Origin of the sequence: Microbacterium sp. Se5.02b (assembly GCF_019464375.1) — a bacterium.
GTDB lineage: Bacteria > Actinomycetota > Actinomycetes > Actinomycetales > Microbacteriaceae > Microbacterium.
This window is the reverse complement of sequence record NZ_CP080491.1, coordinates 3,509,502-3,532,232: the sequence shown is the minus strand read 5'-3', so window position 1 is coordinate 3,532,232 and position 22,731 is coordinate 3,509,502. Positions and strand designations below refer to the sequence as shown.

Genomic DNA, 22,731 nt, shown 5'->3' with positions numbered 1-22,731 from the left:
CGTGGTGCGTCCGGCGCGGTAGCTTAGGCGTGTGCTGGCGATCCTGACGACCACCGGGCGTGTGCTCTGGCGGCACTGGCCCGCGCTGATGGCGTGGTACCTGGCCGGCGTCCTGGTGCACTACGTGGTCACCGAGATCGCCGGGTTCATCGGCGCCTCGTCGGCGACGCTCGGATTCCTGGTGCTGCCGATCGCGATCCTCGCCCGGCTGATCAGCCTGGTCGCGATGTTCCTCGTGCTGCGCGACGGGCTGCGCAACCTGCAGGAGGTCGCTCCGCTGCCGGAGGCCGCGGCCGATCGGCGTCGCACGTTCCTGTCGGCTCTGCTCGCCGGCATCCTCCCCTTCTTCGCCGTGTACTGGGCGCAGGGCCTGTTGGGCGAGGACGTGCGGGCCTACTCGATGCGCGCTCTCGAGGTGCGCAACGGCATCATCTGGACGGCGAGCGCGAACGGCGAACCGCCCGTGAGTTCGGATGACACCGTGCTGAACCTGCCGATCAACGTGTGGACCATCTCGATCATCGTGCTCGCGTTCGCCGGACGCTGGGCCTGGTCGAAGTGGTCGCCGAAGCTCGCGAAGTGGCTGTCGCCGGTAGCGGTCTACTTCGAGGTCGTCTGGGTCTTCTTCTCGGTGATGGTGCTCGGCGACATCTTCGACGCGATCAAGGGGTGGGTCGACAGCCGCGCGGCCATGGCCTTCCTCGAGACGGTCAGGGAGCAGGTCCTGGATGCCGTCGCCCCGCTGCGCTGGTTGTGGGAGGGGGTCGGCTGGCTGCTCTCCGAGGCGGGCCCGGTGCTCCTGGCCCCGCTCGCCTGGCTCACGATCGCCGGCGTGGTCTTCGGGCAGGCGATCGTCGCTGAGAAGCTGCGGGTCGAGAGCGAGCTCATCGCCCGCGTGCGTGCCCACGCCGCCGTCATCCCGAATCCGCTCGTGCGCCGGCTCAAGGACCTCGGGGAGGAACTCGGTGCCCGCTTCCGGCCGATCGGGCGGGCGCTGCTGCTGATGTGGCGCGCCGGCCCGCTGCTCGTCGGGTCGTATGCGCTGCTCTACGTGATCGTGAAGGCACTCGAGTCGTACCTCGGTTTCGGCATCACCCGGCTGGTGGGGCCGCAGGAATTCGTGTTCTGGGCGATCGCCGCGCCCCTCGTGTCGCTCGTGCCGCTCCTGCTGATGGAGCCGGTGCGCATCGCGGTGATCAGCGGGGCGTACGACGCCACCCTCGCGCGGCTCCGCAAGCGGCAGCAGGACCGCACCGACACGGTGGGCGTCTCCGAGGCGGAAGGGGAGATGCGCGCCGTCGCCGATGCCGCCGGCCTCCTGCCCTCGTCGGTGGACGCCGTCGCCGCCGCGATGGTCACCGCACCGGCCAGGGACAGCGTCGAGGGTCAGGGCTCGAACTCGAACCTCACGAAGGAGCCGCCGGCGTCGTAGGGGCGCACGTCGACCCAGAAGGGGCCCTCGACTTCGTCGGGCACCACGAACGGCACGATCAGCTCGTAGGCGCCGTCCTGCTCGCTGAGGCAGGTCTCCGGTTCGTCCGCGCTCCAGTCCAACCCGATCTCGGCGCGGACGGGACTCCACTCGCGCCCCGTCGACTGCTCCACGAGAGTCGGCGTATCGCAGCCGATCCCCTCGGCGTCAGGATCCACCGGCACCCCGACCGCGATCAGGCGCGTGTCCGGAGGGACGTCGAGACCCGAGAGCTCTTCGATCTCTCCGCCGCGCACCGGACCCCAGCCTGCGCCGGCGAGATCGGTCGTCTCGCCTTCGGCGACCACCACGGGCGTGACCGCGCGGGCCGCGAATCCGAAGTACTGGTACCACTCCTGCCACCCGACCGCGACGGCGGTCGCCGGCAGGAGCACGACGAGTGCGACCAGCGCCAGAGTGTTCCGCCGCCACCAGGAGCGCGACTTCGCCGGGGCATCCGCGGGCACCGGGTCTTCCTGGGGCGCGGGCGGCACGAGTGGCGGCGGGATGGTCATCGGGCCCAGCCGTTCTCGTCCAGGAGCACCTCGGCCTCGTCGGGGAGCGTGGCGAGGTCGATCGGCAGGTCGATCACGGTGTCGCGCTGCACGTCGCCGAGGCCGGAGCCGGGCATGCCCAGTCGGAGCGTCGCGCGGTCGCCGGTCACGTCGTCGGGGAGCTCGAACGCGAGGCTCCCGGAGCGGGGGACCCCGGTGACCAGGCGCTGATCGACGAAGGTGGTTCCGCGATCCGTCGCGCTGAACGTACGGTCGCCGATCGTGAGCTCCGCAAGCCGGGACGAGCTCTGATCCTGCGTCACGCCGGTGGCGGCCTCGAGATCGACGACGAGCCAGGTGCCGTCGGCCGACCAGCCCTCCGCATCCGCGACCCGGTCGGCGAGGTGCACGTCGGTCACGGTCACGACCAGATTGCGCGTGGAGGCCGGCTCGCCGATCTGCGCGACCGTGGGGAACGGGGCGTTCGGGGCATCGTCGGGAAGCGTGGCCTTCGAGACGCCCCACGCGCAGACGAGGAGCGCGGCCGTGGCGACCCAGATCAGGATGTGCTTCTTCACGGTGCGCTCACCTCGTCGATGGTCGCCGGCAGGGTCGCTCCGACGCGGACGTCCACCCAGTAGTCGCCGCGCATCACGCTCTGCCCGACGTAGTGGTCCGACTCGGGGAGGGTGACAGTGATCTCATCGCCGTCGTGGAAGTCGTCCGGCCCGACGGTCCAGGTGAGCAGCATGCGGGCGGGGACGTCAGGCTGCATCCGGGGCGCGCGCTCGCCGTCGTCGGCGCGGAAGACGTCGCCCTTTTCGTCGAGACCCTCGATGCGGATGCCGTCGAGGACCGGGGATTGCGGGGGTTCGCCGTCGACGGTCGTGGCTTGTCGAACGTGTTGGTGACGTCGACCGTGACGACCAGGATCCGCTCGCCCTTCTCTTCGTCCGGGAAGACCAGGGTCTGGCCGCTCTCCGCGCTCAGCTCGTCGCGCAGCTCGACCCCGAGCACGGTCATCTCCAGATCCGAGCCGGCGAAGGTCTCGCCGATCTCGACGACCGGGGTGGGATCGACGGCCGCGGCCTCGAGTCCGCCGAAGACGGCGGTGGTCGCGAGCAGCACGGCTCCGGCGCCGGTGATGAGCCATGACGTCGGGATCAGGTCGATGCTGCGCCGCGCCCAGCCGAGGACCTTCGCCCGCGCGCTCGCGTTCGACGCGGCGACGGCCGGATCCTGCCCGGGGGTCGGGGTCTCCGGTGGCGGGGTGGTCACGGCAACAGCATAGGACCGACAGCACCTCGACCGACTCCTCCTGCGCTTTCCGCAAGAACTCCGCTTCTTTCCCCGTCACAGACCCGAACAGGGGGCGTTTCCCGCACGCCGCTCAGTACTCTGAGCGAAAAGTCAGGGGCGCAGAAGGCCCGGTATCCCGTCGACGCAGACGGGCGGAGGAGGAAGCAGTGGCAGTCATCGGCATCGTGCGGGAGCCTGCGGGCGAAGCACGGGTCTCGGCCACCCCGGCGACGATCGCGTCGCTCGGGAAGCTGGGCCACACGGTCAGGGTCGAACGGGGAGCGGGCACGGCAGCCTCCTACCCCGATGCGGAGTACGAGGCGGCGGGTGCGGCGCTCGTCGACCGTACCGAGGCCTGGGGGAGCGAAGTGGTCCTCGCGATCACGGCCCCGGGAGATGAGGAGATCGGACTCCTCTGCGACGGTGCGACCCTGATCGCGCTGCTCTCGCCGGCGCTGCGTCCGGACCTCGTCGAGTCGCTCGCGCAGCGGGGCATCACGGCGCTCGCGCTCGATGCCGTGCCGCGCATCTCGCGCGCACAGTCGATGGACGTGCTCAGCTCGATGGCGAACATCGCCGGATACCGCGCCGTCGTCGAGGCCGCCCACGAGTTCGGCCGCTTCTTCACGGGTCAGGTGACCGCGGCGGGCAAGGTGCCGCCGGCCAAGGTGCTCGTCGCCGGGGCCGGGGTCGCGGGACTCGCGGCCATCGGCGCGGCGTCGAGCCTCGGCGCGATCGTCCGCGCGACCGACCCGCGCCCCGAGGTCGCCGACCAGGTGACCTCGATCGGCGGCAGCTATCTTCCGGTCGACGTCGAGGTCGCCGCCTCCACCGACGGCTACGCCAAGGCGACGAGTGCCGACTACGACCGTCGAGCCGCCGAGATCTACACCGAGCAGGCCGCCGACGTCGACATCATCATCACCACGGCGCTCATCCCCGGACGAGCGGCACCTCGCCTCATCACGGCATCCGACGTCGCGCGGATGAAGCCGGGCAGCGTCATCGTCGACATGGCAGCGGGTCAGGGCGGCAACGTCGAGGGCTCTGTCGCGGGCGAACGCGTCGTCACCGACGGCGGCGTCATCATCCTCGGCTACACCGACCTGGCATCGCGCCTGGCCGCGCAGGCCTCGCAGCTCTACGGCACGAACCTGGCGAACCTCGTCGCCCTGTTGACCCCGGCGAAGGACGGGCGTCTGGTGATCGACTTCGACGACGTCGTGCAGCGTTCGGTCACGGTCGTGCGCGACGGCGAGGTCACCTGGCCGCCGCCCGCCGTGCAGGTCGCCGCGGCGCCCTCGGCGAAGGCGCCCGCGACCCCGGTCGAGGTCGCTCCGGCGAAGAAGATGTCCGCGGCGCGCAAGGTCACGCTCATCGTCGTCGGCGTCGCCGCCCTGTTCGCCGTGAACGCGTTCGCGCCGGCTCCGCTGCCCCAGCACTTCACCGTGCTCGTGCTGTCGGTCGTGATCGGCTTCTACGTGATCGGCAAGGTGCACCACGCCCTGCACACCCCGCTGATGTCGGTGACCAACGCCATCTCGGGCGTCATCGTGGTCGGCGCGATGCTCCAGATCACCTCGCCCCTGCCGATCGTGCAGGTGCTCGCCGCCGTCGCGGTGCTGCTGGCATCGATCAACATCTTCGGCGGGTTCGCGGTCACCCGCCGGATGCTCGCCATGTTCACGCTCGGGACATCGGCGAAGGGCGGCCGGAAATGACGGTCGACGCCCTCGCGGGGGCGGCCTACATCGTCGCCGCCCTGCTGTTCATCCTGAGCCTCGCGGGTCTCAGCCGCCACGAGTCCGCCCGCGCCGGGGTGGTCTACGGCATCTCCGGCATGACGATCGCGCTTCTCGCGACCGTGGCTCTCACGGTCGCCGACGCCTGGAGCACCGGCGCCTTCCTCGGTCTGGGGTTGCTCGTCGCCGCGGTCCTGATCGGCGCGGCCATCGGGCTGTGGCGTGCGCGCGTGGTCGAGATGACCGGGATGCCCGAGCTCATCGCACTCCTGCACAGCTTCGTCGGCCTGGCGGCGGTGCTCGTGGGCTGGAACGGCTACCTCGCCCACCCGGAGATCGCGCCGCAGCTGGTCGGCATCCACAACGCCGAGGTCTTCATCGGCATCTTCATCGGCGGTGTCACCTTCACCGGATCGATCGTCGCGTATCTGAAGCTCTCGGCGCGGATGTCGTCGAAGCCGCTCATGCTCCCCGGTAAGAACGGGTTGAACATCGGGGCGCTCATCGCGTTCGTCGTGCTCACCGTCTGGTTCGTGAACGACCAGCAGCTCTGGCTCCTGATCGCGGTCACCGTGCTCGCGTTCGCCCTGGGCTGGCATCTGGTCGCCTCGATCGGCGGCGGCGACATGCCGGTCGTCGTCTCGATGCTCAACAGCTACTCGGGATGGGCGGCCGCCGCGGCGGGCTTCCTCCTGAACAACGACCTGTTGATCGTCACGGGTGCGCTGGTCGGCTCGTCCGGTGCATACCTCTCCTATGTCATGTGCAAGGCCATGAACCGCTCGTTCCTCTCGGTGATCGCCGGCGGCTTCGGCATCGCGGCCTCGACCGCAGACGACACCGAGTACGGCGAGCACCGCGAGATCACGGCTGAGAGTGCGGCGGAGATGCTGGTCGCCGCGGGCAGCGTCGTGATCACCCCGGGTACGGCATGGCCGTCGCGCAGGCCCAGTACCCCGTGGCCGATCTCGTCCGTCGGCTCCGTGAGCGGGGCGTGGAGGTGCGTTTCGGCATCCATCCGGTCGCTGGCCGCCTTCCGGGTCACATGAACGTGCTGCTGGCCGAGGCCAAGGTGCCGTACGACATCGTCCTGAGCATGGACGAGATCAACGACGACCTCGCCTCGACCTCGGTCGTGTTGGTGATCGGCGCGAACGACACCGTCAACCCTGCCGCCGCCGAGGACCCGGGCAGCCCGATCGCCGGGATGCCCGTGCTCAGGGTGTGGGAGGCCGAGAACGTGATCGTGTTCAAGCGTTCGATGGCCGCCGGGTACGCGGGCGTGCAGAACCCGCTGTTCTTCCGCGACAACGCGCAGATGCTGTTCGGCGATGCCAAGCAGCGCGTGGAGGACATCATCGCGGCGTTGTGAGCCGCGGCGAGGGGTGCGGGCTCCCGCTCTGCGGGGGTATCCAGACCTAGGGTGGGACCATGGCAGAGTCGTCGTCATCCCCGGCGGATGCCGTGGCATCCGCACCCCTCGCAGACCGTGCCGTCGACCTCGCGCGGCGCTGGGTCATCGAGGCCGCAGCCGTCGAGCCCGACCCCGCCGCCGCGCGTCTCGCCGGCGTGCTGCAGGACGCCAACGGACTGCCCTTCACGCTGGGCTTCGTCGACGGGGTGATGCGGCCGGAGAGTCTGAGCGCCGCGGCCTCACGGCTGCATCGGATCGCCCCCATCGTGCCCGAGTTCCTGCCCTGGTACCTGCGCTCGGTCGTCCGTCTCGGCGGGGGAGTCGCCCCGATCCTCCCCTCGCCCGTCGTGCCGATCGCGCGCCGCGTGCTCCGCGACATGGTCGGGCACCTCGTGGTCGACGCGCGCCCCGCGAAGCTCGGTGCGGCCATCGAGCGGATCCGCGCCTCGGGGTCGCGTCTGAACCTCAACCTCCTGGGCGAGGCCGTGCTCGGAGAGGCGGAGGCGCGGCGCCGGCTCGACGGCATCCACGAGCTGATCAAGAGGCCCGACGTCGACTACGTGTCGGTCAAGGTGTCGGCGATCATGAGTCACCTGTCGATGTGGGCCTTCGACGAGGTGGTCGACGAGGTCGTCGATCGGCTCCTCCCGCTGTATGCCACTGCGGCCGCCGACGGCACGTTCATCAACCTCGACATGGAGGAGTATCGCGACCTCGACCTCACGATCGCGGTCTTCACGCGCATCCTGGAGGATCCGCGGCTCGCCGGACTCGAAGCGGGCATCGTGCTGCAGGCCTACCTCCCCGATGCGCTCCCCGCGTTGCAGGAGCTCACGGCCTGGGCGCAGGACCGCGTCGCGCACGGGGGCGCCCGCATCAAGGTGCGCCTCGTCAAGGGCGCGAACCTCGCGATGGAGCGTGTCGAGGCGACGATGCACGGCTGGACGCCCGCGACCTTCGACGCCAAGGTCGACACCGATGCGAACTATCTGCGCTGCCTCGACTGGGCGCTGCAGCCTGAGCATGCCGCCGCCGTGAAGCTCGGCGTCGCCGGTCACAACCTCTTCGGCATCGCCTATGCGTGGCTGCTCGCCGGGGAGCGCGGCGTGCGGGATGCCGTGGAGTTCGAGATGCTCCTCGGCATGGCCCAGGGCCAGGTGCAGGCCGTGTCGCGCGAGGTCGGCCCCGTGCTGCTCTACGTGCCCGTGGTGGCGCCCGCCGAGTTCGACGTCGCGATCAGCTATCTGGTGCGGCGCCTGGAGGAGAACGCCTCGTCCGACAACTTCCTCTCCGCCGCGTTCCGGCTCGGAGACGACGAGGGTCTCTTCGTGCGCGAGCAGGACCGCTTCCTCGACGCGCTCGACCGCTCGACCGACCCCACGTTCCGCAGCGGCCCGCGCCGCACCCAGAATCGGCTCGCTCCGGTGCACGAGTCCGTGCGACCCGCCCCGGTCGCGCCGATGCCGGAGACCGACCTCACCAAGGCTGTGCTCGGGATCTCTCGCGGGTCGGACGACGCCGGTCGGGAAGCGTTCCTGGAGACAGCCGTGTACTCCGCCCGAGAGCTCGAGCAGGACGCGGGCGGTGCGCCCGGGTTCTGGAACACCGCCGACAGCGACCCGGCGCTCCCGGCGAACCGCGACTGGGCCCGCGGCGTGCGCGAGCGCATCCCCGTCTCGGACCTCGGAGTCGCGACGATCGGCGCCGCACGGATCGACGACGCGGAGACCCTCGAGAAGACCGTGCGGCGAGTTCAGCACGCGGCCCCCACGTGGGGAGGCCGACCCGCTGCCGAGCGTGCCGACGTGCTGCTGCGTGCGGCCGCCGCGTTGGAGTCCCGGCGGGCGGAGCTGATCGAGGTCGCCGCGTCCGAGACGGGCAAGGTCTTCGCCGAAGCCGACGTCGAGGTGAGCGAGGCGGTCGACTTCGCCCGCTACTACGCCGCCAAGGCACGGGAGCTGGACGCGATCGCGGGCGCCGTCTTCGTCCCCGCCGCCGTCACGCTCGTCACGCCCCCGTGGAACTTCCCCCTCGCGATCCCTGCCGGGGAGTGCTCGCCGCGCTCGCCGCGGGCTCCGGCGTGGTGTTCAAACCGGCCCCGCAGGCGCGCCGTTGCGCCGCTGTGATCGCCGAGACGCTGTGGCAGGCCGGCATCCCGCGCGACGTGCTCGCACTCGTCGACATCGAAGAGGGTGATCTCGGACGCGCGCTCGTGACGCATGAGGCGGTCGACCGCGTGATCCTCACCGGCGCCTGGGACACGGCGGCGCTGTTCCGCTCGTGGCGACCCGACCTGCCGCTGCTCGCCGAGACGAGCGGCAAGAACGCGATGATCATCGCGCCGTCGGCCGACCTCGATCTCGCAGTCGCCGACCTCGTCAAGAGCGCGTTCGGCCACGCCGGGCAGAAGTGCTCCGCGGCGTCGCTCGCGATCCTCGTCGGTCCGGTCGGACGTTCCGCGCGGTTCGCCCGGCAGCTCGCGGATGCCGTGCGCTCGCTGCACGTCGGCCCCCGACCGATCCGCTGTCCGAGGTGGGTCCGGTGATCGAGCAGCCGCACGGCAAGCTCGCCTGGGCGCTGAGCGAGCGCGAGGGCGACGAGCAGTGGCTGATCGAACCCGCCCTGTCTCGGGAGGACGACGGCAGCGGGCGGCTGTGGACCCCGGGTGTGCGCGTGGGTGTGCAGCCGGGCTCGCGCTTCCACACCGAGGAGTTCTTCGGCCCCGTGCTCGGTGTGATGCACGCACCGACGCTCGCCCGCGCGGTCGAGATGCAGAACGCCGTCGCGTACGGCCTCACCGCCGGGCTGCACACGCAGGACCCGGACGATCTGGCGTACTGGCTCGACCGGGTGCAGGCGGGCAACCTCTACGTGAACCGCGGCATCACCGGGGCCATCGTGCAGCGGCAGCCGTTCGGCGGATGGAAGCGCTCCGCCGTCGGCCCCGGCGCCAAAGCCGGTGGCCCGAACTACCTGATCGGGCTGGGATCCTGGCGCTCGCAGCCGGGTGGTCCGGCCTCCAGCACCTTGCATCTGCGCGGCCTCGACTCCCGGATCACCGCGCTGATCGAGTCGGCCCAGTCGTCGCTCGAGTACGAGTCGTTCGAGTGGCTGCGCCGTTCCGCCCTGTCGGATGCGCTGGCCTGGGACCGCGAGTTCGGTCAGGTGCGCGATGTCTCTCACCTCGGCGTGGAGCGCAACCTGTTCCGCTACCGCCCGGTGCCCGTCGAGATCCGTGCGACGGCGGACGCCGCCCTGCAGGACCTCCTCCGCGTCGTCATCGCCGGAGTGCGGTCAGGGGCCGACTTCGTGCTGTCGACACCCGTCGGACTGCCCGGCGATGTGCGTCGCGCACTGGGCGACCTCGATGCACCGGTGTTCCTCGAGAGCGATGAGGAGTGGATGCAGCGGATGCTCCGCGAAGACGCCGTCGTCGAGGGAGTCCCGGCGCTGCCGGCGAGCGACAGGGTGCGCCTGATCGGCGGTCGTACGGCCGTCGCGGCTCTGCACACCGCCCTGGCCGAGGCTTCGGGCGGGGATCCGGACCTCGCGGTGTACGACGGCGAGGTCACGGCCGCCGCCCGCATCGAACTGCTGCCGTTCGTGCACGAGCAGTCGATCTCGATCACCGCGCACCGCTACGGCAACCTCGATCCCTGGAGCAGCGACGTGATCTGAGGGGTGTCGCCGTCACCCGGTGGCAAGAACCAGCAAGACGGCGGTGAAAACCCGACCAGCAAGACCGACGCGTCCGGCCCCGGAACCTTGCGTCGTCGTCCGTCGGCCCGCGGGAACCTGTCGCTGTCTCAACAAGCTGTAGAAAATCATGTCAGGGGTCATTGCACAGTCGTCAGCGAACAGATGCTCGACTTATTGACGCAGCCGCTTGGCGTAAAGGTATTGTTTACTCGTGCCTCGTGAGGAACTATTGCGGCTCGCGCTCGATGCGGTGTCAGTCTCCGCTCGCGGGAGCGTGGATCGCGTTGTGGCTCTCGAAGCGTTGCGGTCACTGTCCGAGTCGGGCCTCCATGCGGAAGTGTCGCGGGCCAGGTCGGCTGGCGTGACATGGGCTGCGATCGGGCAGGGGCTGGGTGTGACCCGGCAAGCCGCGTTCCAACGGTTCGGGCCGAAGGTCAAGGAAGCAGAAGCGAGAGGTGGAGCGATGATGAGAGCGCTTTTGGGTGAGGCCCCGGAACTTGCGAAAGAGGTAGTCCGCGCGATCGTGGAGTCGCGGATTGATGACGCCGTCACGAACTACTTCGGTGCGGAGATCTCCGTCGTGCTGACTCCGGACAAGCTGGCGAGAGCTTGGGGTGATCTGGTTGCGTCGTTCGGCGAGTGGGAGGACTTCACGGGCTCCGCGGCCGTGATTTCTGGGGACTATGTGGTGGCAGAGACGCGGCTTGAGTTCGAGGCTGGGACTGTGACATGCCGGAGCACGTGGAGCGCCGAGGGAAGGTTGGCCGGCTTGTACTTCGTCCCGGTCGCGGAGTGAACACGGCACGCCGGATCAGCACCGAGGTTGCGATCGCGATCGGGACTGGATTGTTGTGCGCGCTTGTCGCGCCAAGCGCAGGAGTGGTACTGCACTGGGCCCCTGATCAACACGCCCCGTGGCGGGCGCCCGGCCTAATGTTCGCCGGCACCGCCACCCTGATCGTGATAGTCCTCGGCCGACTCCTCACTATTCTCACCAGGGCGGGCGAATCTCCCACAACGCGCAACCTGTGGAGCATTGAGTCCGGCCTTGGTGTAGCGCTGACCGCATTCGCGGGACTCCAACGCATCCAGGCCATCCCCTTTCTGCTTATCGTCTGCGCAGCGCTAGTAGTTGGCTTGGCGACCTACTCTGCTCTGAGAAGGATCTCCTGATTCCTGCGCGATGCCCACGGCACTCGGAGGGATGAGGCGGGCAATGAGGCCGCCACCAGTACCGCACCGCACATCACTATTCCGAAGCTCCAGCGAGCATGTAAAGAATTCTTGACACCCGCGAGTGTGTGGATGTACGCTGTGCGTGTCAAGAATCTTTTACATCGGAGGCATCATGGTCTACGAAGAGCGCAACGCCTGGGCGGGACTCATCGTGAGCCCGATCACGATGGTCGTCTACGTCGTGCTGGTGCTCCAGCAGGCGGCCGGCGGGCCCCTCACCGCGGTCGACTGGTTCCCGCTGATGCTCTGGGTGATCGGCGGCGGCATCGTCGCGACGATCGTCATCGGCATCGTCTGGGGGATGATCGCCGGAGCGAAGGACCCCGACGGGGTCGGGCGCTCCGACATCCGCGACCGCGACATCAACCGCATGGGCTCGCGCGTCGAGCAGGCCTTCGTCGTGATCGCCGGTCTCGGCGTCATCCTGCTCTGCGCAGTCGGAGCCGACGTGTTCTGGATCGCCAACACGATGTTCGCCGGGTTCGCGGTCTCGGCGCTCGTCGGCGGCGTCGCCAGGGTGATCGCCTACCGGCGGGGGCTCGTCTGATGGTCAAACCCACCCTCGTCTCGAACAGCATCCGACTGCACCGCGAGCAGGCGGGGCTCACCCAGGCCGAACTCGCGCGCACGATCGGCGTGACGCGGCAGACGCTCATCGCGATCGAGCAGCAGAAGTACTCGCCGACGCTCGAGCTGGCCTTCCAGATCGCCCGTGCCTTCGGCGTCGGCCTCGACGAGATCTTCCAGTACCCCGCCCCGCCGTCACCAGAAGGAGCATCATGACCGAGACGATGTCGGCCTGGCGCCGTGAGACCTACGGGCCCGCCGAAGGAGTGGCACTCGAGCGGATCCCGGTGCCGGTGCCGCACCACGGCGAGGTGCTGCTGCGGGTGCGGGCCACGGGCCTGAACGCCGGCGATGTGCGGCTCCTGCTCGGCGACCCGCTTCTCGTGCGGCCGGTCTTCGGGCTCACCCGTCCGAAGCATCCGGTGCGGGGCATGGAGGTGGCCGGCACCGTTGTCGCCGTGGCGCCCGACGTGGTCAGCGCCGAGGTGGGAGAGGAGGTCGTCGGCGAACTGGTCGGCGGCGGCGGCCTGGGGAGTACGTGCGCGTGCCCGCCTCGCGCCTCGTGCCGATCCCGCCCGACGTCGCGCCGGCGACCGCCGCGAGCCTGCCGATCGCCGCGGGAACCGCGTGGCAGGCGCTCGACCTTGCTCGTGTCGGCCTCAGGGCGGCGACCCCGCGCGTCCTGATCATCGGGGCGTCCGGCGGTGTCGGCACGTTCGCGGTGCAGCTGGCCGCGCTCCGCGGAGCGGAAGTCTGGGCATCCTGCAGCAGACGCAACGCCCCGCTCGTCGAGCGCCTCGGCGCGGTCCGCACGTTCGATCACCGGGAGTCGCCGCTGAGCGAGCTTCCGTCCGGCCGCTTCGACGCGATCATCGACATCGCGGGAGGGATACCGCTGCGCGAGCTGCAGCGGCTGGTCGTCCACGGCGGCTCGATCGTGCTGGTCACCGGCGACGGCGGGCACGTGCTCGGTCCTGTGCCGCGGATGCTGCGGGCGGCGGCTCTCTCCCTGGGCGCGCGCCGCATCCGTCCCCTCGCCGCGACGCCCCGGCCCGAGGTGCTGGCCAAGCTCCTCGAACTCGTGGCCGAGGGGCGCGTGGTGCCGGTGGTCGAGCGGGAGTACCCCTTCGCCGAGGCATCCGCCGCGCTCGCCCACCTCGAGGCCGGCCACACCGTGGGCAAGGTCGTCGTCCACGGGTCCTGAGGCTCAGGCTCGGGCCTCTGGCGGCGCACAGGGCGCGGATGGCACAATGGACTCCGGCGTGCTCGAGTCGCATCTTCCCCGCCGCCGGCTCTGAACGAGCGGCGGGTCGAAGGACCGCCGGGCCCCTGGACAGCGTCCGCCGCGCCCGTCCATTCGAGGAGCATCCATGTCGACGCCGGAAACCGCCGTCTCCACCGCCCCCGTGCGCACCGCGCACCGCCGCCATTACCTGATGTGCAAGCCGGAGCACTTCACCGTCAACTACTCCATCAACCCGTGGATGGAGCCCTCACGGCCCACCGACACCGCGAACGCGGTCGCGCAGTGGCAGAAGCTGTACGACCTGTACGTCGAGCTGGGCCACGAGGTCGAGCTCATCGAGCCGCTCGCCGGATACCCCGACATGGTCTACACGGCCAACGGCGGGTTCCTGATCGACGGCCGCGCGTACGTGCCCGAGTTCCGCTTCGTCGAGCGTCAGGGCGAGGCCCCCGCTTTCGCGGAGTGGTTCCGCGCCGCCGGCTACGACACCGTGATGCCCCAGGAGGTCAACGAGGGCGAGGGCGACTTCCTGCTCGTCGGCGACGTGATCCTGGCCGGCACCGGATTCCGGTCGACGGGTGACAGCCACCGCGAGGTCGGAGAGGTCTTCGGCCGCGAGGTCGTGTCGCTGAACCTCGTCGACCCGCGGTTCTACCACCTCGACACCGCGATCGCCGTGCTCGACCCGGTGCAGGGTGTCGAGAACGGCGGGCCCGAGCGGGCGAACATCGCCTACCTTCCCGGCGCCTTCGACGACGCCAGCCGTGCCGAGCTGGAGCGCCGCTTCCCCGACGCGATCCTGGTGTCGGACGAGGACGGCTCGGTGTTCGGGCTGAACTCCTCGAGCGACGGCTACAACGTGATCATCTCGCCGCGTGCGACCGGCTTCGAGAAGCAGCTCCGCGAGCGCGGCTACAACCCGATCACGGTCGACCTGTCCGAGCTGCTGCTCGGCGGCGGCGGCATCAAGTGCTGCACGCTCGAACTGCGAGGCGCGAAGTGACCGCCGTCGACGAGACGACCGCGGCGGGAACCGAGCCGCACGTCGCACACAACTACCACCCGCTGCCGGTGACCATCGCCGAGGCGGAGGGCGCCTGGGTGACCGATGTCGAGGGCAAGCGCTACCTCGACCTGCTCGCGGCATACTCCGCGGTGAACTTCGGGCACCGGCATCCGGCTCTCGTGGCCGCGGTCACCGAGCAGCTGGGCCGCGTCACGCTCGTGAGCCGTGCGTTCCAGAGCGATCGGCTCGAACCGTTCGCCGCCGCCCTCGCCGAGCTCGCGGGCAAGGAGCTCGTGCTGCCGATGAACACCGGCGCTGAAGCGGTCGAGACCGGGATCAAGGTCGCCCGCGCCTGGGGATATCGGGTCAAGGGCATCGCCGAGGGTCGGGCCCGCATCATCGTCGCGGCCGGAAACTTCCACGGCCGCACGACCACGATCGTCAGCTTCAGCGACGACGAGTCCGCGCGCGACGACTTCGGCCCGTACACCCCCGGTTTCGATGTGGTGCCCTACGGTGACGCGGAGGCCATCGCCGCGGCGATCACCGCCGACACGGCCGCCGTGCTCGTCGAGCCGATCCAGGGCGAGGCGGGCGTCGTCATCCCGCCGGAGGGCTACCTGCGTCGCATCCGCGAGATCTGCGACGAGAAGAACGTGCTCTTCATCGCGGACGAGATCCAGGCGGGACTCGGACGCGTGGGAGAGACCTTCGCGTGCGACCGCGAGGGCGTCGTGCCCGACCTGTACCTCCTGGGCAAGGCGCTCGGCGGCGGCATCCTCCCTGTGTCGGCCGTGGTGGGGAACACCGACGTGCTGGGTGTGATCCGTCCCGGCGAGCACGGGTCGACCTTCGGGGGCAATCCGCTGGCCGCGGCCGTCGGGCTGCGCGTGGTGGAACTGCTGCAGACCGGCGAGTTCCAGGAGCGGGCGCGTGCGCTCGGCGCCCACCTTGAACAGGCGCTGGCGCCGTTGATCGGCACCGGGGTCACGGCCGTGCGCATCGCGGGGCTCTGGGCCGGTGTCGACATCGACCCGGCAAAGGGCACGGGGCGCGAGGTCGCCGAGAAGCTCTTCGAACGGGGTGTGCTGGTGAAGGACACCCACGGCCAGACGATCCGCATCGCGCCACCCCTCGTGATCCGCGCGACCGAGCTCGACTGGGCGGTCGAACAGCTCAAGCTCGTCCTCGGGGTGTAGCCGCGGGTCGCTAGGCTCATCGCGGGGGAGCATGATCACGAGCGAAGCAGCGCGCCGCGGTACGGCGGCGCGCGGAATCCACCGAGCCGCGTGGTCGTGGTGGTCGGGGCTGAACGTGATCCTGCCGGTGGTGCTGGCCGCGCTGGCCGGACTGCTCATGCCTCGGTCGCCCGGCCTGCTCGCGCTGATCCCCGTGACGGTGCTCGCGATGGTCCTCGGGTCGCTTCCGCGCGCCGTGCTCCGCTGGCGCAAGGCCACGGCGCTGCCGCCGCCCGTCACCTGGCTGGTGTTCCTGAACGCGTGGGGGTGGACGATCGCCGCCTCCGCCCCGCTGCTGCTCAGCCGATGGTCGGAGACGTTCGACGGCGTCGAGCGCGGCTACACCGCCGTCGTGGTGGTGGCGGGCCTCGCGTGGTCGGCCCTGCTCGTGTGCGCGATCTTCGTGCCGCTCGACGTGGCCCCCACGCCGCGCTGGACCCGACTGGCGTGGACGGCCGCGACCGTCACACCTTTCGTGCTCGTGGGGTGCTCGCGGCCGGGCTGCTCCCGGTGGGTCAGGCCGGGGAGAGTCGGGGTCGAGCGTCTTCAGGGTGTCTTCCTCGGCGGCGTTGTCGGCGTCGAGCTGATCCTCGGTGCCTTCGTCGCCGCCCAGCGCCGAGCGGTGGCCCTGACCGGCATCGCCCTGGATCGCCCCGCCGGTCGACTCGCCGCGGGAGCTGTCGCCCTGGATCGCGCCGCCTGTGCCGTCGCCCTGGCCGGAGTCCTCATCCGGCACACCGGCACCGGGGCGCCTTCGGCCGGGTCCTGCGGGTGGGGTGTGCGTTCTGTGTTCTCGTCCATGCTGCGACCGTATGTACGCGACCCCTGTGTCGTGGAGGGCGTTGACAAACCGCGCGCCGGGAGTCAGCCCTCGAGATCGCCTTCGCGCGGACGGCGGATCGGCGTGGTCACCGCTGCCTCGTCGCTGAACTCGATCGGATCGACCTGCTCGACGATGCTCAGCGGTCGGGTCTCGTCGAGCGTGAGCAGGAAGCGGCGGTTCTCCGCGCGCCGGAGGCGTCCGGACGTCGCGACCCAGATCACCCCGATCGCGCACGCCACGAATCCGGCCGTGCCGCCGAGCATGATCGCGGCCCGCGGTCCGAACGTGTCGGCGACCCACCCTGCGATGGGGGCGCCGACCGGGGTCGAGCCCATGATCACCGCCATGTAGAGGGCGAGGACGCGCCCGCGCAGCGCCGGGTCGGTCGTGATCTGCACGTAGCCGTTGGCGGTGGTGAGCAGTGTCACGATCATGAATCCGGTGAACGTGAGCGTGACGGCGTACGAGGCGTAGGTGGGCATCGCCGACGACACGAAGGCCGCGATGCCGAAACCGCCGGCGGCGAGGATCACGACGCGCACGCGTGCCCTTTCCCGTCGAGCCGCGAGCAGGGCCCCGATCAGCGAGCCGATCGCGAGCACCGAGCTGAGCACCCCGTAGCCGTCGGCGCCGGCCCCGAACTCCAGCGCCATGGTCGAGGCGAAGATCGGGAAGTTCATGCCGAACGCCCCGATCAGGAACACCGTGACGAACACGACCCGCAGGTCGCTGCGTCCCCATACGTAGCGGAATCCGGCGGCCAGTCCGCCACGACTGCGGCTCTTCAGACGCGGGGCAAGCAGGCCGGTGCGCAGCATCGACACCGCGAGGATCATCGCGAGGAAGGTCGCGGCGTTCACGATGAACACCCATCCGGAGCCGATCGCGACGATCAGCAGCCCTCCGACCGCCGGCCCGATCATGCGCGCCAGGTTGAACGACGCCGAGTTGAGGGCGACCGCGTTCGAGGTGTCGCCCTTCGACACCATGTCGGAGACGAATGCCTGCCTCGCCGGAGCGTCGAACGCGTTCACGATGCCGAACCCGAGGGCGAAGCCGAACATCATCGGCAGGGTCATGACGCCGCCGAGCAGCAGCACGCCGACGGTGATCGCGAGCGCCAGCAGCGCCGTCTGGGTCGCGAGCAGGATGTGCCGCCGGTCGAAACGGTCGGCCACCCACCCCGTCAGGCTCACGAGCACGAGGGGAGGCCCGAACTGCAGCGCCATGGTGATGCCCATCGCGGTGGCGTCGTTGTCGGTCAGCTCCGTGAGCACGACCCAGTCCTGGGCGGTCGCCTGCATCCACCCGCCGACGTTGGAGACCAGCGCGCCGGCGAACCAGATGCGGTAGTTGACGTTCGCGAACGAACGGAACATCGCGCTCATCGCTCCACCACCCGCCGCATCAGTGCGCTGGCCTCGCGGAGCGTGGCGAGCTCGTCCTCGGTGTAGTCGACCTCGCGCAGCATCTCGGCGAGCAGCTCGTCGCGTCGGCGGATGGTCTCGACGACGAGCTCGGCACCGGCCGCGGTGATGTCGACCTGCACGCGGCGGCGGTCGTCTTCGTCGGGGTGCGGACCACGAACCCCTGCTCTTCGAGTCCGTTGATCGTGCTGGTCATCGACGGGGCGGTGACGCGCTCGCGCTGTGCGAGCGTGGAGATCGTCCGGCGTCCGTTCATGCGCAGATCGGCGAGGACGGCCAGCTGCGCGTCGCTCATGGAGTCCGCGGCGCGCACGCACCGGAGGCGCCTGGCCAGACGGAACGTCGCCATACGCAGATCGGTGGCGGTGCTGTGGAGGGATTCATCGGACGCAGACATTACTTAGATAGCCTATCTAATTTTCGCGACCGCCGGTGGGGCGGGCACGGGCACAATGGAGGAGTGACCCGAACGCTCGCTCTTGAAATCGCCGTGCAGGACCCCGCCGGAGTACGCATCGCCGCGGAGGTCGGCGCCGACCGGGTGGAACTCGGGACGGCACTCGCGCTCGGTGGCCTGACCCCGTCGCCCGCGACGCTCGAACTCGCGGTCGAGGCGGCCGGAGCCGACGGGCCGGAGGTGCACGTGCTGGTGCGTCCGCGCGCGGGCGGCTTCCACTACGAGGAGGACGAGCTGGCGGTCGCCGAGCGCGATGTGCGTCACGCGATCGCGCTCGGCGCCTCCGGCGTCGTCATCGGGGCGCTCGATGCGGACGGGCGGCTCGACCTGTTCGCCATGGCCCGCCTGCGCGATGCGGCCGGAGGGGCCCCGGTCACGCTGCACCGGGCGATCGACGTCACGGCCGATCCGGTCGCGACGCTGCGCAGTGCGCGCGAGCTCGGTCTCCAGCGGGTGCTCACCTCGGGAGGCGCGTCCGCCGCGATCGACGGTGTCGACACCCTGCGTGCGCTCGTCGCCGCGGCCGAGGGCGAGATCGAGATCATGGCTGGCAGCGGTGTCGACGCGACGAGCGCCCCCGTGCTCGCCGCGGCCGGCGTCGATGCGATCCACTTCTCCGCCAAGCGCACCGTGGTCGAGGAGGGCGGCGTGCGCATGGGCTCCGCCTCGGACGGAGTCGGCGGCTACGAGGTGACCGATCGCGCCATCGCCTTCGCGATCAAGGATGCCCTCGGCCGGTAGGCAGCCGCGACGCGTGGTGGGTAGGCTCGCACCGTGATGGATACCCGTGAGTTCACCGATGCCTACGGCGTCGACATCGTCTACGACGTCCATCCCGCCGAAGGGACGCCGCGCGGCGTGGTGCAGCTGCTGCACGGCGTCGGCGAGCACGCCGGCAGGTACGGTGCGCTGATCGGGGCCCTCACCGGCGCCGGGTTCCACGTGTACGCCGACGATCACCGAGGACACGGGCGCACGGGGATCCGCCAGCACGGCGGCCCCGAGCGGCTCGGTCGACTGGGCGTCGGCGGACTCCGGGCGGCGAAGGAGGCCGTCTGGCAGCTCACCGGCCTCATCCGCGAGGAGCATCCCGACCTTCCGCTCGTGCTGCTCGGGCACTCGTGGGGCTCGTTCCTCGCGCAGATGCTCGTCAACGATCACCCCGAGGCCTGGGATGCCGTGATCCTCTCCGGCTCCGCGCTGCGGATGCCCGGCTCCCTCAACGCCGCGCCCCTGAACGCACGGTGGTCCGGGGAGGGAGCCACGGGTCTCGAGTGGCTCAGCCGCGACCCCGCGGTGTGGGCCGCTTTCGCCGACGACCCGCTGACCACCGACGTCCCCCTCCTCAAACTCTTCGGTCCGATCGAGGCAGCCCGGCTCTACGGGCGCCCGGCGAAGGACCTCGGACACGACATCCCGATGCTGCTGCTGGTCGGACGCGACGACCCCGTCGGCGGGCCGCGCAGCGTGCACAAGCTCGCCGACGAGTACCGCAGCCGCTCCGGACTCACCGACGTCACGACGCTCGTGTATCCCGACGCGCGGCATGAGATCTTCGCGGAACTGCAGCAGGCCGAGGTGCGCGCCGACGTGCTGGCGTGGCTCGACGCGCACATCCCCGCGCGCTGACCACCTCTCCCGGTCGGCCTCTCCGGATCGGCCGCTCCCGATCGGCGCGGATGTTCCCCGACGGTGCGGGTGTGACGCGGCGTTACGCGCGGTGAAGGCGTGTGACGAGACGGCATCGATGCGAGGAGTGCCGCAATAGATTCGGGGCAGTAATCCGCGTATGAGCGAGGAGGCGCCTGCGGGCGCCGCCCTCGCAGGGGAGGATCCGCTCCGATGAGCTTCGTCAAGGACTGGCAGGACTGGCACGCATCCCGCGAGCGCTACGCGGGATCCGAATACGGTCCTTCCGCGCTGGAGTCGACGAACTGGCTCATCACGGAGGCCGCAGCGGTCGACGGCATCCCGGGGTTGTGGGCCCTCACGGGCGATGGGGGCATCCGCGGCAGCGAGCTCGGGCAGGCGGGGTCGACCGTGACGCTGCGGGGGGCCGAGACGCTGCGCATCGGGCGTCGTGAGCTCCGTGTGTTCGACCGTCACGGCGCCGTGGCCCTCCGGGTGCTGAACCCTGCACGACCGCAGCGGGAGTGGTTCACCGCGATCGACGCCTATGCACCGGACGAGCGGTGGCGGTTGCCCGCGGTCTTCGAGCACACGCCGGACGAGCGGATCGTGATCACGTCGGTCGACGGCGCCGCACGGGAGACGCCGGTGGCCGGTCGGCTGCGCTTCGAGCTGGCGGGCGCCGCACAGACGTTGACCGTGACGCGCAACGGGCAGGGAGCCCTGAACGCGGTCTTCGCCGACGGCACCAACGGGCTCGAGACGTACCGCTTCCGGTTCCTCCCCGTCGATGAGCCCGGCGACGACGGCACGGCCGTGATCGACTTCAACCGCGCCTATCTGCCGCCGTGCGCGTTCTCCGACCAGTTCGTGTGCCCCCTGCCCCCGCCGGGCAACCGCTATTCGACGCCCATCCGTGCCGGGGAGAGAGTCGTCGTCCTCGGCGGCTGACCCGCCGGATGACGGGCCGTGCGGCTTAAGCTGGAGGCGTGCACGGTGAATACAAGGTCCCAGGGGGAAAGCTCGTCGTCGTCGACCTCGACATCGAAGACGACAGGATCGTCCGCTTCCGCCTCGCAGGAGACTTCTTCCTCGAGCCCGACTCGGCGTTGGGCGACATCGACGAGGCTGTGAACGGGCTGCCCGTCGAGTCGGATGCGACCGCGATCGCCGCCGCCGTGCGCGGTGCCCTCCCCGACGGTGCGCAGCTGCTCGGCTTCACGCCGGAGGCGGTGGGGACGGCCGTGCGCCGTGCGCTCGTGACTGCTCCGGGCTGGCGTGACTTCGACTGGGAGATCGTGCACGACAAGGCCGTCTCACCGCGCATGAACCTCGCCCTCGACGAGGTGCTCACCGCCCGTGTCGGCGAGGGGCGACGGCGTCCGACCCTGCGCATCTGGGAGTGGGACGAGTCGGCCGTGGTGATCGGGTCGTTCCAGTCGTACCGCAACGAGGTCGATCCCGAAGGCGCGGCGAAGCACGGATTCGACGTCGTCCGGCGGATCTCGGGCGGCGGGGCGATGCTCATGGCCGCGGGGCAGATCATCACGTACTCGCTGTACGTGCCGGCATCCCTGGTGGCGGGCATGACGTTCGCCGACTCGTATGCCTTCCTCGACGATTGGGTGCTGCAGGCGCTGCGGTCCCTCGGCATCGATGCCGTCTATCAGCCGCTGAACGACATCGCGAGCCCCACCGGCAAGATCGGCGGCGCCGCGCAGAAGCGTCTCGCCAACGGGGGTGTGCTCCACCACGCGACCCTCTCCTACGACATCGACGGTCAGGTGATGACCGAGGTGCTGCGCATCGGACGCGAGAAGCTGAGCGACAAGGGCACCGCGTCTGCGGCGAAGCGCGTCGACCCTCTGCGGAGCCAGACCGGACTCGAGCGCGCCGAGATCATCGAGCGGTTCAAGGACACGTTCCGTTCGTTGACCGACGCCGAGTCGGGGTCGATCAGCGCCGACGAGTACGCCGACGCCGAGGCGCTCGTCGCGTCGAAGTTCGCCACCGACGCGTGGCTGCATCGGGTGCCGTGACACCGCATCCGGCTCTCGGGGCGGTCACGATCATCGAGGGGGACAACCTCGCCGTCGCGGCGACGCTGCCGTCCGGATCGTTCACGCTCGTGTACCTCGACCCGCCGTTCAACACCGGACGCACGCAGGAGCGCCAGGTCGTGACCGCGCGTCGGGCGTCGGCACCCCACGACGAACCTGCCGGGTCGGGGACGACTCCTGCCGAATCGGACGCTCCGACCCCGGTCGCCGCCGACTCCGCACCCCCGTCCGGAGAGACCGAGGTGCGCCACGGGTTCCACGGCCACGCGTACGAGCGGGTGCGCGGGATGCTGCGGGCGTACGACGACCGCTTCGACGACTACGGAGCGTTCCTGATGCCGCGGCTCGAGGAGGCGTGGCGGCTGCTCGCCGACGACGGCACGCTGTACCTGCACCTCGACTACCGGGAGGCGCACTACGCCAAGGTCATGCTCGACGCGGTCTTCGGGCGGGACTGCTTTCTCAACGAACTGATCTGGGCGTACGACTACGGCGCCAAGTCGCGCAGCCGCTGGCCGACCAAGCACGACACGATCCTGGTGTACGTGAAGAATCCGCGGGAGTACGTCTTCAACTCCGACGAGGTCGACCGCGAGCCGTACATGGCGCCCGGACTCGTCACGGCTGAGAAGGCCGCACGCGGCAAGCTGCCCACCGACGTCTGGTGGCACACGATCGTGCCGACGACCGGGCGCGAGAAGACGGGCTATCCCACGCAGAAACCCGAGGGGATCCTCCGGCGCATCGTGACGGCGTCGAGTCGTCCGGGTGACCGGGTGCTCGACCTCTTCGCGGGGAGCGGGACGGCGGGGGCGGTGGCCTCGGCGCTCGGACGCGACGCCGTGCTCGTGGATGACAACCCCGAGGCCGTCCGGATCATGACGGCCCGGATGCCGCACGCCGAGGCGACGACGCTCGCCTGA

General features: G+C 70.3%; 19 protein-coding genes and 3 pseudogenes. 16 read left to right on the top strand and 6 right to left on the bottom strand.

Going from position 1 to position 22,731, the window contains the following annotated elements; translation table 11 throughout:
- The first annotated feature begins 31 nt into the window (after positions 1-31).
- Positions 32-1,432: a hypothetical protein gene (locus K1X59_RS17660; RefSeq protein WP_183151002.1), complete on the top strand. Its 1,401-nt coding sequence runs from the start codon at positions 32-34 to the stop codon at positions 1,430-1,432.
- Here the strand turns inward: K1X59_RS17660 and K1X59_RS17655 are convergent.
- The 3 genes from K1X59_RS17655 to K1X59_RS17645 all read right to left on the bottom strand — a co-directional run bounded on the left by K1X59_RS17655 (position 1,387) and on the right by K1X59_RS17645 (position 3,243).
- Positions 1,387-1,986 (bottom strand): hypothetical protein, encoded by a 600-nt coding sequence (locus K1X59_RS17655; RefSeq protein WP_220173638.1) that lies wholly within the window; start codon positions 1,984-1,986, stop codon positions 1,387-1,389. The two genes, K1X59_RS17660 and K1X59_RS17655, sit on opposite strands and share 46 nt — an antisense overlap.
- The gene (locus tag K1X59_RS17650; protein ID WP_183151000.1) at positions 1,983-2,543 is read right to left on the bottom strand and encodes a DUF4352 domain-containing protein; all 561 of its coding nucleotides are present in this window, start codon (positions 2,541-2,543) and stop codon (positions 1,983-1,985) included. The genes K1X59_RS17655 and K1X59_RS17650 overlap by 4 nt, the downstream gene beginning before the upstream one ends.
- A 73-nt stretch (positions 2,544-2,616) precedes the next feature.
- Positions 2,617-3,243, bottom strand: a complete 627-nt coding sequence (locus tag K1X59_RS17645) for a hypothetical protein (RefSeq protein ID WP_202045340.1) — start codon at positions 3,241-3,243, stop codon at positions 2,617-2,619.
- Between the two features lie 188 nt (positions 3,244-3,431).
- Between K1X59_RS17645 and K1X59_RS17640 the strand changes: the two genes are divergently transcribed.
- The 10 genes and pseudogenes from K1X59_RS17640 to rocD all read left to right on the top strand — a co-directional run bounded on the left by K1X59_RS17640 (position 3,432) and on the right by rocD (position 15,373).
- Positions 3,432-4,985 (top strand): Re/Si-specific NAD(P)(+) transhydrogenase subunit alpha, encoded by a 1,554-nt coding sequence (locus K1X59_RS17640; RefSeq protein ID WP_220173637.1) that lies wholly within the window; start codon positions 3,432-3,434, stop codon positions 4,983-4,985.
- Positions 4,982-6,378, top strand: a pseudogene (gene pntB / locus K1X59_RS17635) (Re/Si-specific NAD(P)(+) transhydrogenase subunit beta). Before K1X59_RS17640 ends, pntB begins: the two are co-directional and overlap by 4 nt.
- Positions 6,379-6,437: 59 nt before the next feature.
- Positions 6,438-10,098: pseudogene (locus K1X59_RS22560) on the top strand (proline dehydrogenase family protein).
- Positions 10,099-10,405: 307 nt separating this feature from the next.
- Entirely contained in the window at positions 10,406-10,915 is a 510-nt protein-coding gene (locus K1X59_RS17625; RefSeq protein WP_183150998.1) for a DUF3887 domain-containing protein, read from the top strand.
- A gap of 522 nt (positions 10,916-11,437) precedes the next feature.
- Positions 11,438-11,902, top strand: coding sequence for a hypothetical protein (locus tag K1X59_RS17620; protein ID WP_244632158.1), 465 nt, complete (start codon positions 11,438-11,440; stop codon positions 11,900-11,902).
- Positions 11,902-12,138: a helix-turn-helix transcriptional regulator gene (locus tag K1X59_RS17615; protein ID WP_183150997.1), complete on the top strand. Its 237-nt coding sequence runs from the start codon at positions 11,902-11,904 to the stop codon at positions 12,136-12,138. The genes K1X59_RS17620 and K1X59_RS17615 overlap by 1 nt, the downstream gene beginning before the upstream one ends.
- Positions 12,135-12,608 (top strand): alcohol dehydrogenase catalytic domain-containing protein, encoded by a 474-nt coding sequence (locus K1X59_RS21940; RefSeq protein WP_244632157.1) that lies wholly within the window; start codon positions 12,135-12,137, stop codon positions 12,606-12,608. The genes K1X59_RS17615 and K1X59_RS21940 overlap by 4 nt, the downstream gene beginning before the upstream one ends.
- 35 nt (positions 12,609-12,643) lie before the next feature.
- Positions 12,644-13,126: a zinc-binding dehydrogenase gene (locus tag K1X59_RS21935; protein ID WP_258567235.1), complete on the top strand. Its 483-nt coding sequence runs from the start codon at positions 12,644-12,646 to the stop codon at positions 13,124-13,126.
- 166 nt (positions 13,127-13,292) lie between these two features.
- Complete coding sequence (gene ddaH, locus K1X59_RS17605) at positions 13,293-14,171, top strand: dimethylargininase (protein ID WP_220173636.1); 879 nt, start codon at positions 13,293-13,295, stop codon at positions 14,169-14,171.
- A complete protein-coding gene (rocD, locus tag K1X59_RS17600; protein WP_220173635.1) occupies positions 14,168-15,373 on the top strand; it encodes an ornithine--oxo-acid transaminase in 1,206 nt (401 codons plus the stop codon). The genes ddaH and rocD overlap by 4 nt, the downstream gene beginning before the upstream one ends.
- 903 nt (positions 15,374-16,276) lie before the next feature.
- On the opposite strand, the gene K1X59_RS17595 is transcribed toward rocD, so the two are convergent.
- The 3 genes and pseudogenes from K1X59_RS17595 to K1X59_RS22550 all read right to left on the bottom strand — a co-directional run.
- Positions 16,277-17,614, bottom strand: coding sequence for an MFS transporter (locus K1X59_RS17595; RefSeq protein ID WP_183152887.1), 1,338 nt, complete (start codon positions 17,612-17,614; stop codon positions 16,277-16,279).
- Positions 17,615-17,619: 5 nt separating this feature from the next.
- Positions 17,620-17,784, bottom strand: coding sequence for a hypothetical protein (locus tag K1X59_RS22555; protein ID WP_309491672.1), 165 nt, complete (start codon positions 17,782-17,784; stop codon positions 17,620-17,622).
- Positions 17,785-17,855: 71 nt separating this feature from the next.
- A pseudogene (locus K1X59_RS22550) lies at positions 17,856-17,918 on the bottom strand (MarR family transcriptional regulator); the annotation flags it as partial.
- 204 nt (positions 17,919-18,122) lie between these two features.
- Here K1X59_RS22550 and K1X59_RS17585 point away from each other — a divergent pair.
- From K1X59_RS17585 to K1X59_RS17565, 5 genes are all read left to right on the top strand, one after another.
- The gene (locus tag K1X59_RS17585) at positions 18,123-18,860 is read left to right on the top strand and encodes a copper homeostasis protein CutC (protein WP_183150995.1); all 738 of its coding nucleotides are present in this window, start codon (positions 18,123-18,125) and stop codon (positions 18,858-18,860) included.
- A gap of 36 nt (positions 18,861-18,896) precedes the next feature.
- Positions 18,897-19,748 carry an alpha/beta fold hydrolase gene (locus tag K1X59_RS17580; protein WP_183152886.1) on the top strand — a complete coding sequence of 284 codons (852 nt, stop codon included), beginning with the start codon at positions 18,897-18,899 and terminating at the stop codon, positions 19,746-19,748.
- Positions 19,749-19,961: 213 nt separating this feature from the next.
- Complete coding sequence (locus K1X59_RS17575; protein ID WP_220173634.1) at positions 19,962-20,699, top strand: DUF1684 domain-containing protein; 738 nt, start codon at positions 19,962-19,964, stop codon at positions 20,697-20,699.
- A 38-nt stretch (positions 20,700-20,737) separates the two neighbouring features.
- Positions 20,738-21,787, top strand: a complete 1,050-nt coding sequence (locus K1X59_RS17570) for a biotin/lipoate A/B protein ligase family protein (protein WP_183150994.1) — start codon at positions 20,738-20,740, stop codon at positions 21,785-21,787.
- Positions 21,766-22,731: a site-specific DNA-methyltransferase gene (locus K1X59_RS17565; RefSeq protein WP_183150993.1), complete on the top strand. Its 966-nt coding sequence runs from the start codon at positions 21,766-21,768 to the stop codon at positions 22,729-22,731. Before K1X59_RS17570 ends, K1X59_RS17565 begins: the two co-directional genes overlap by 22 nt.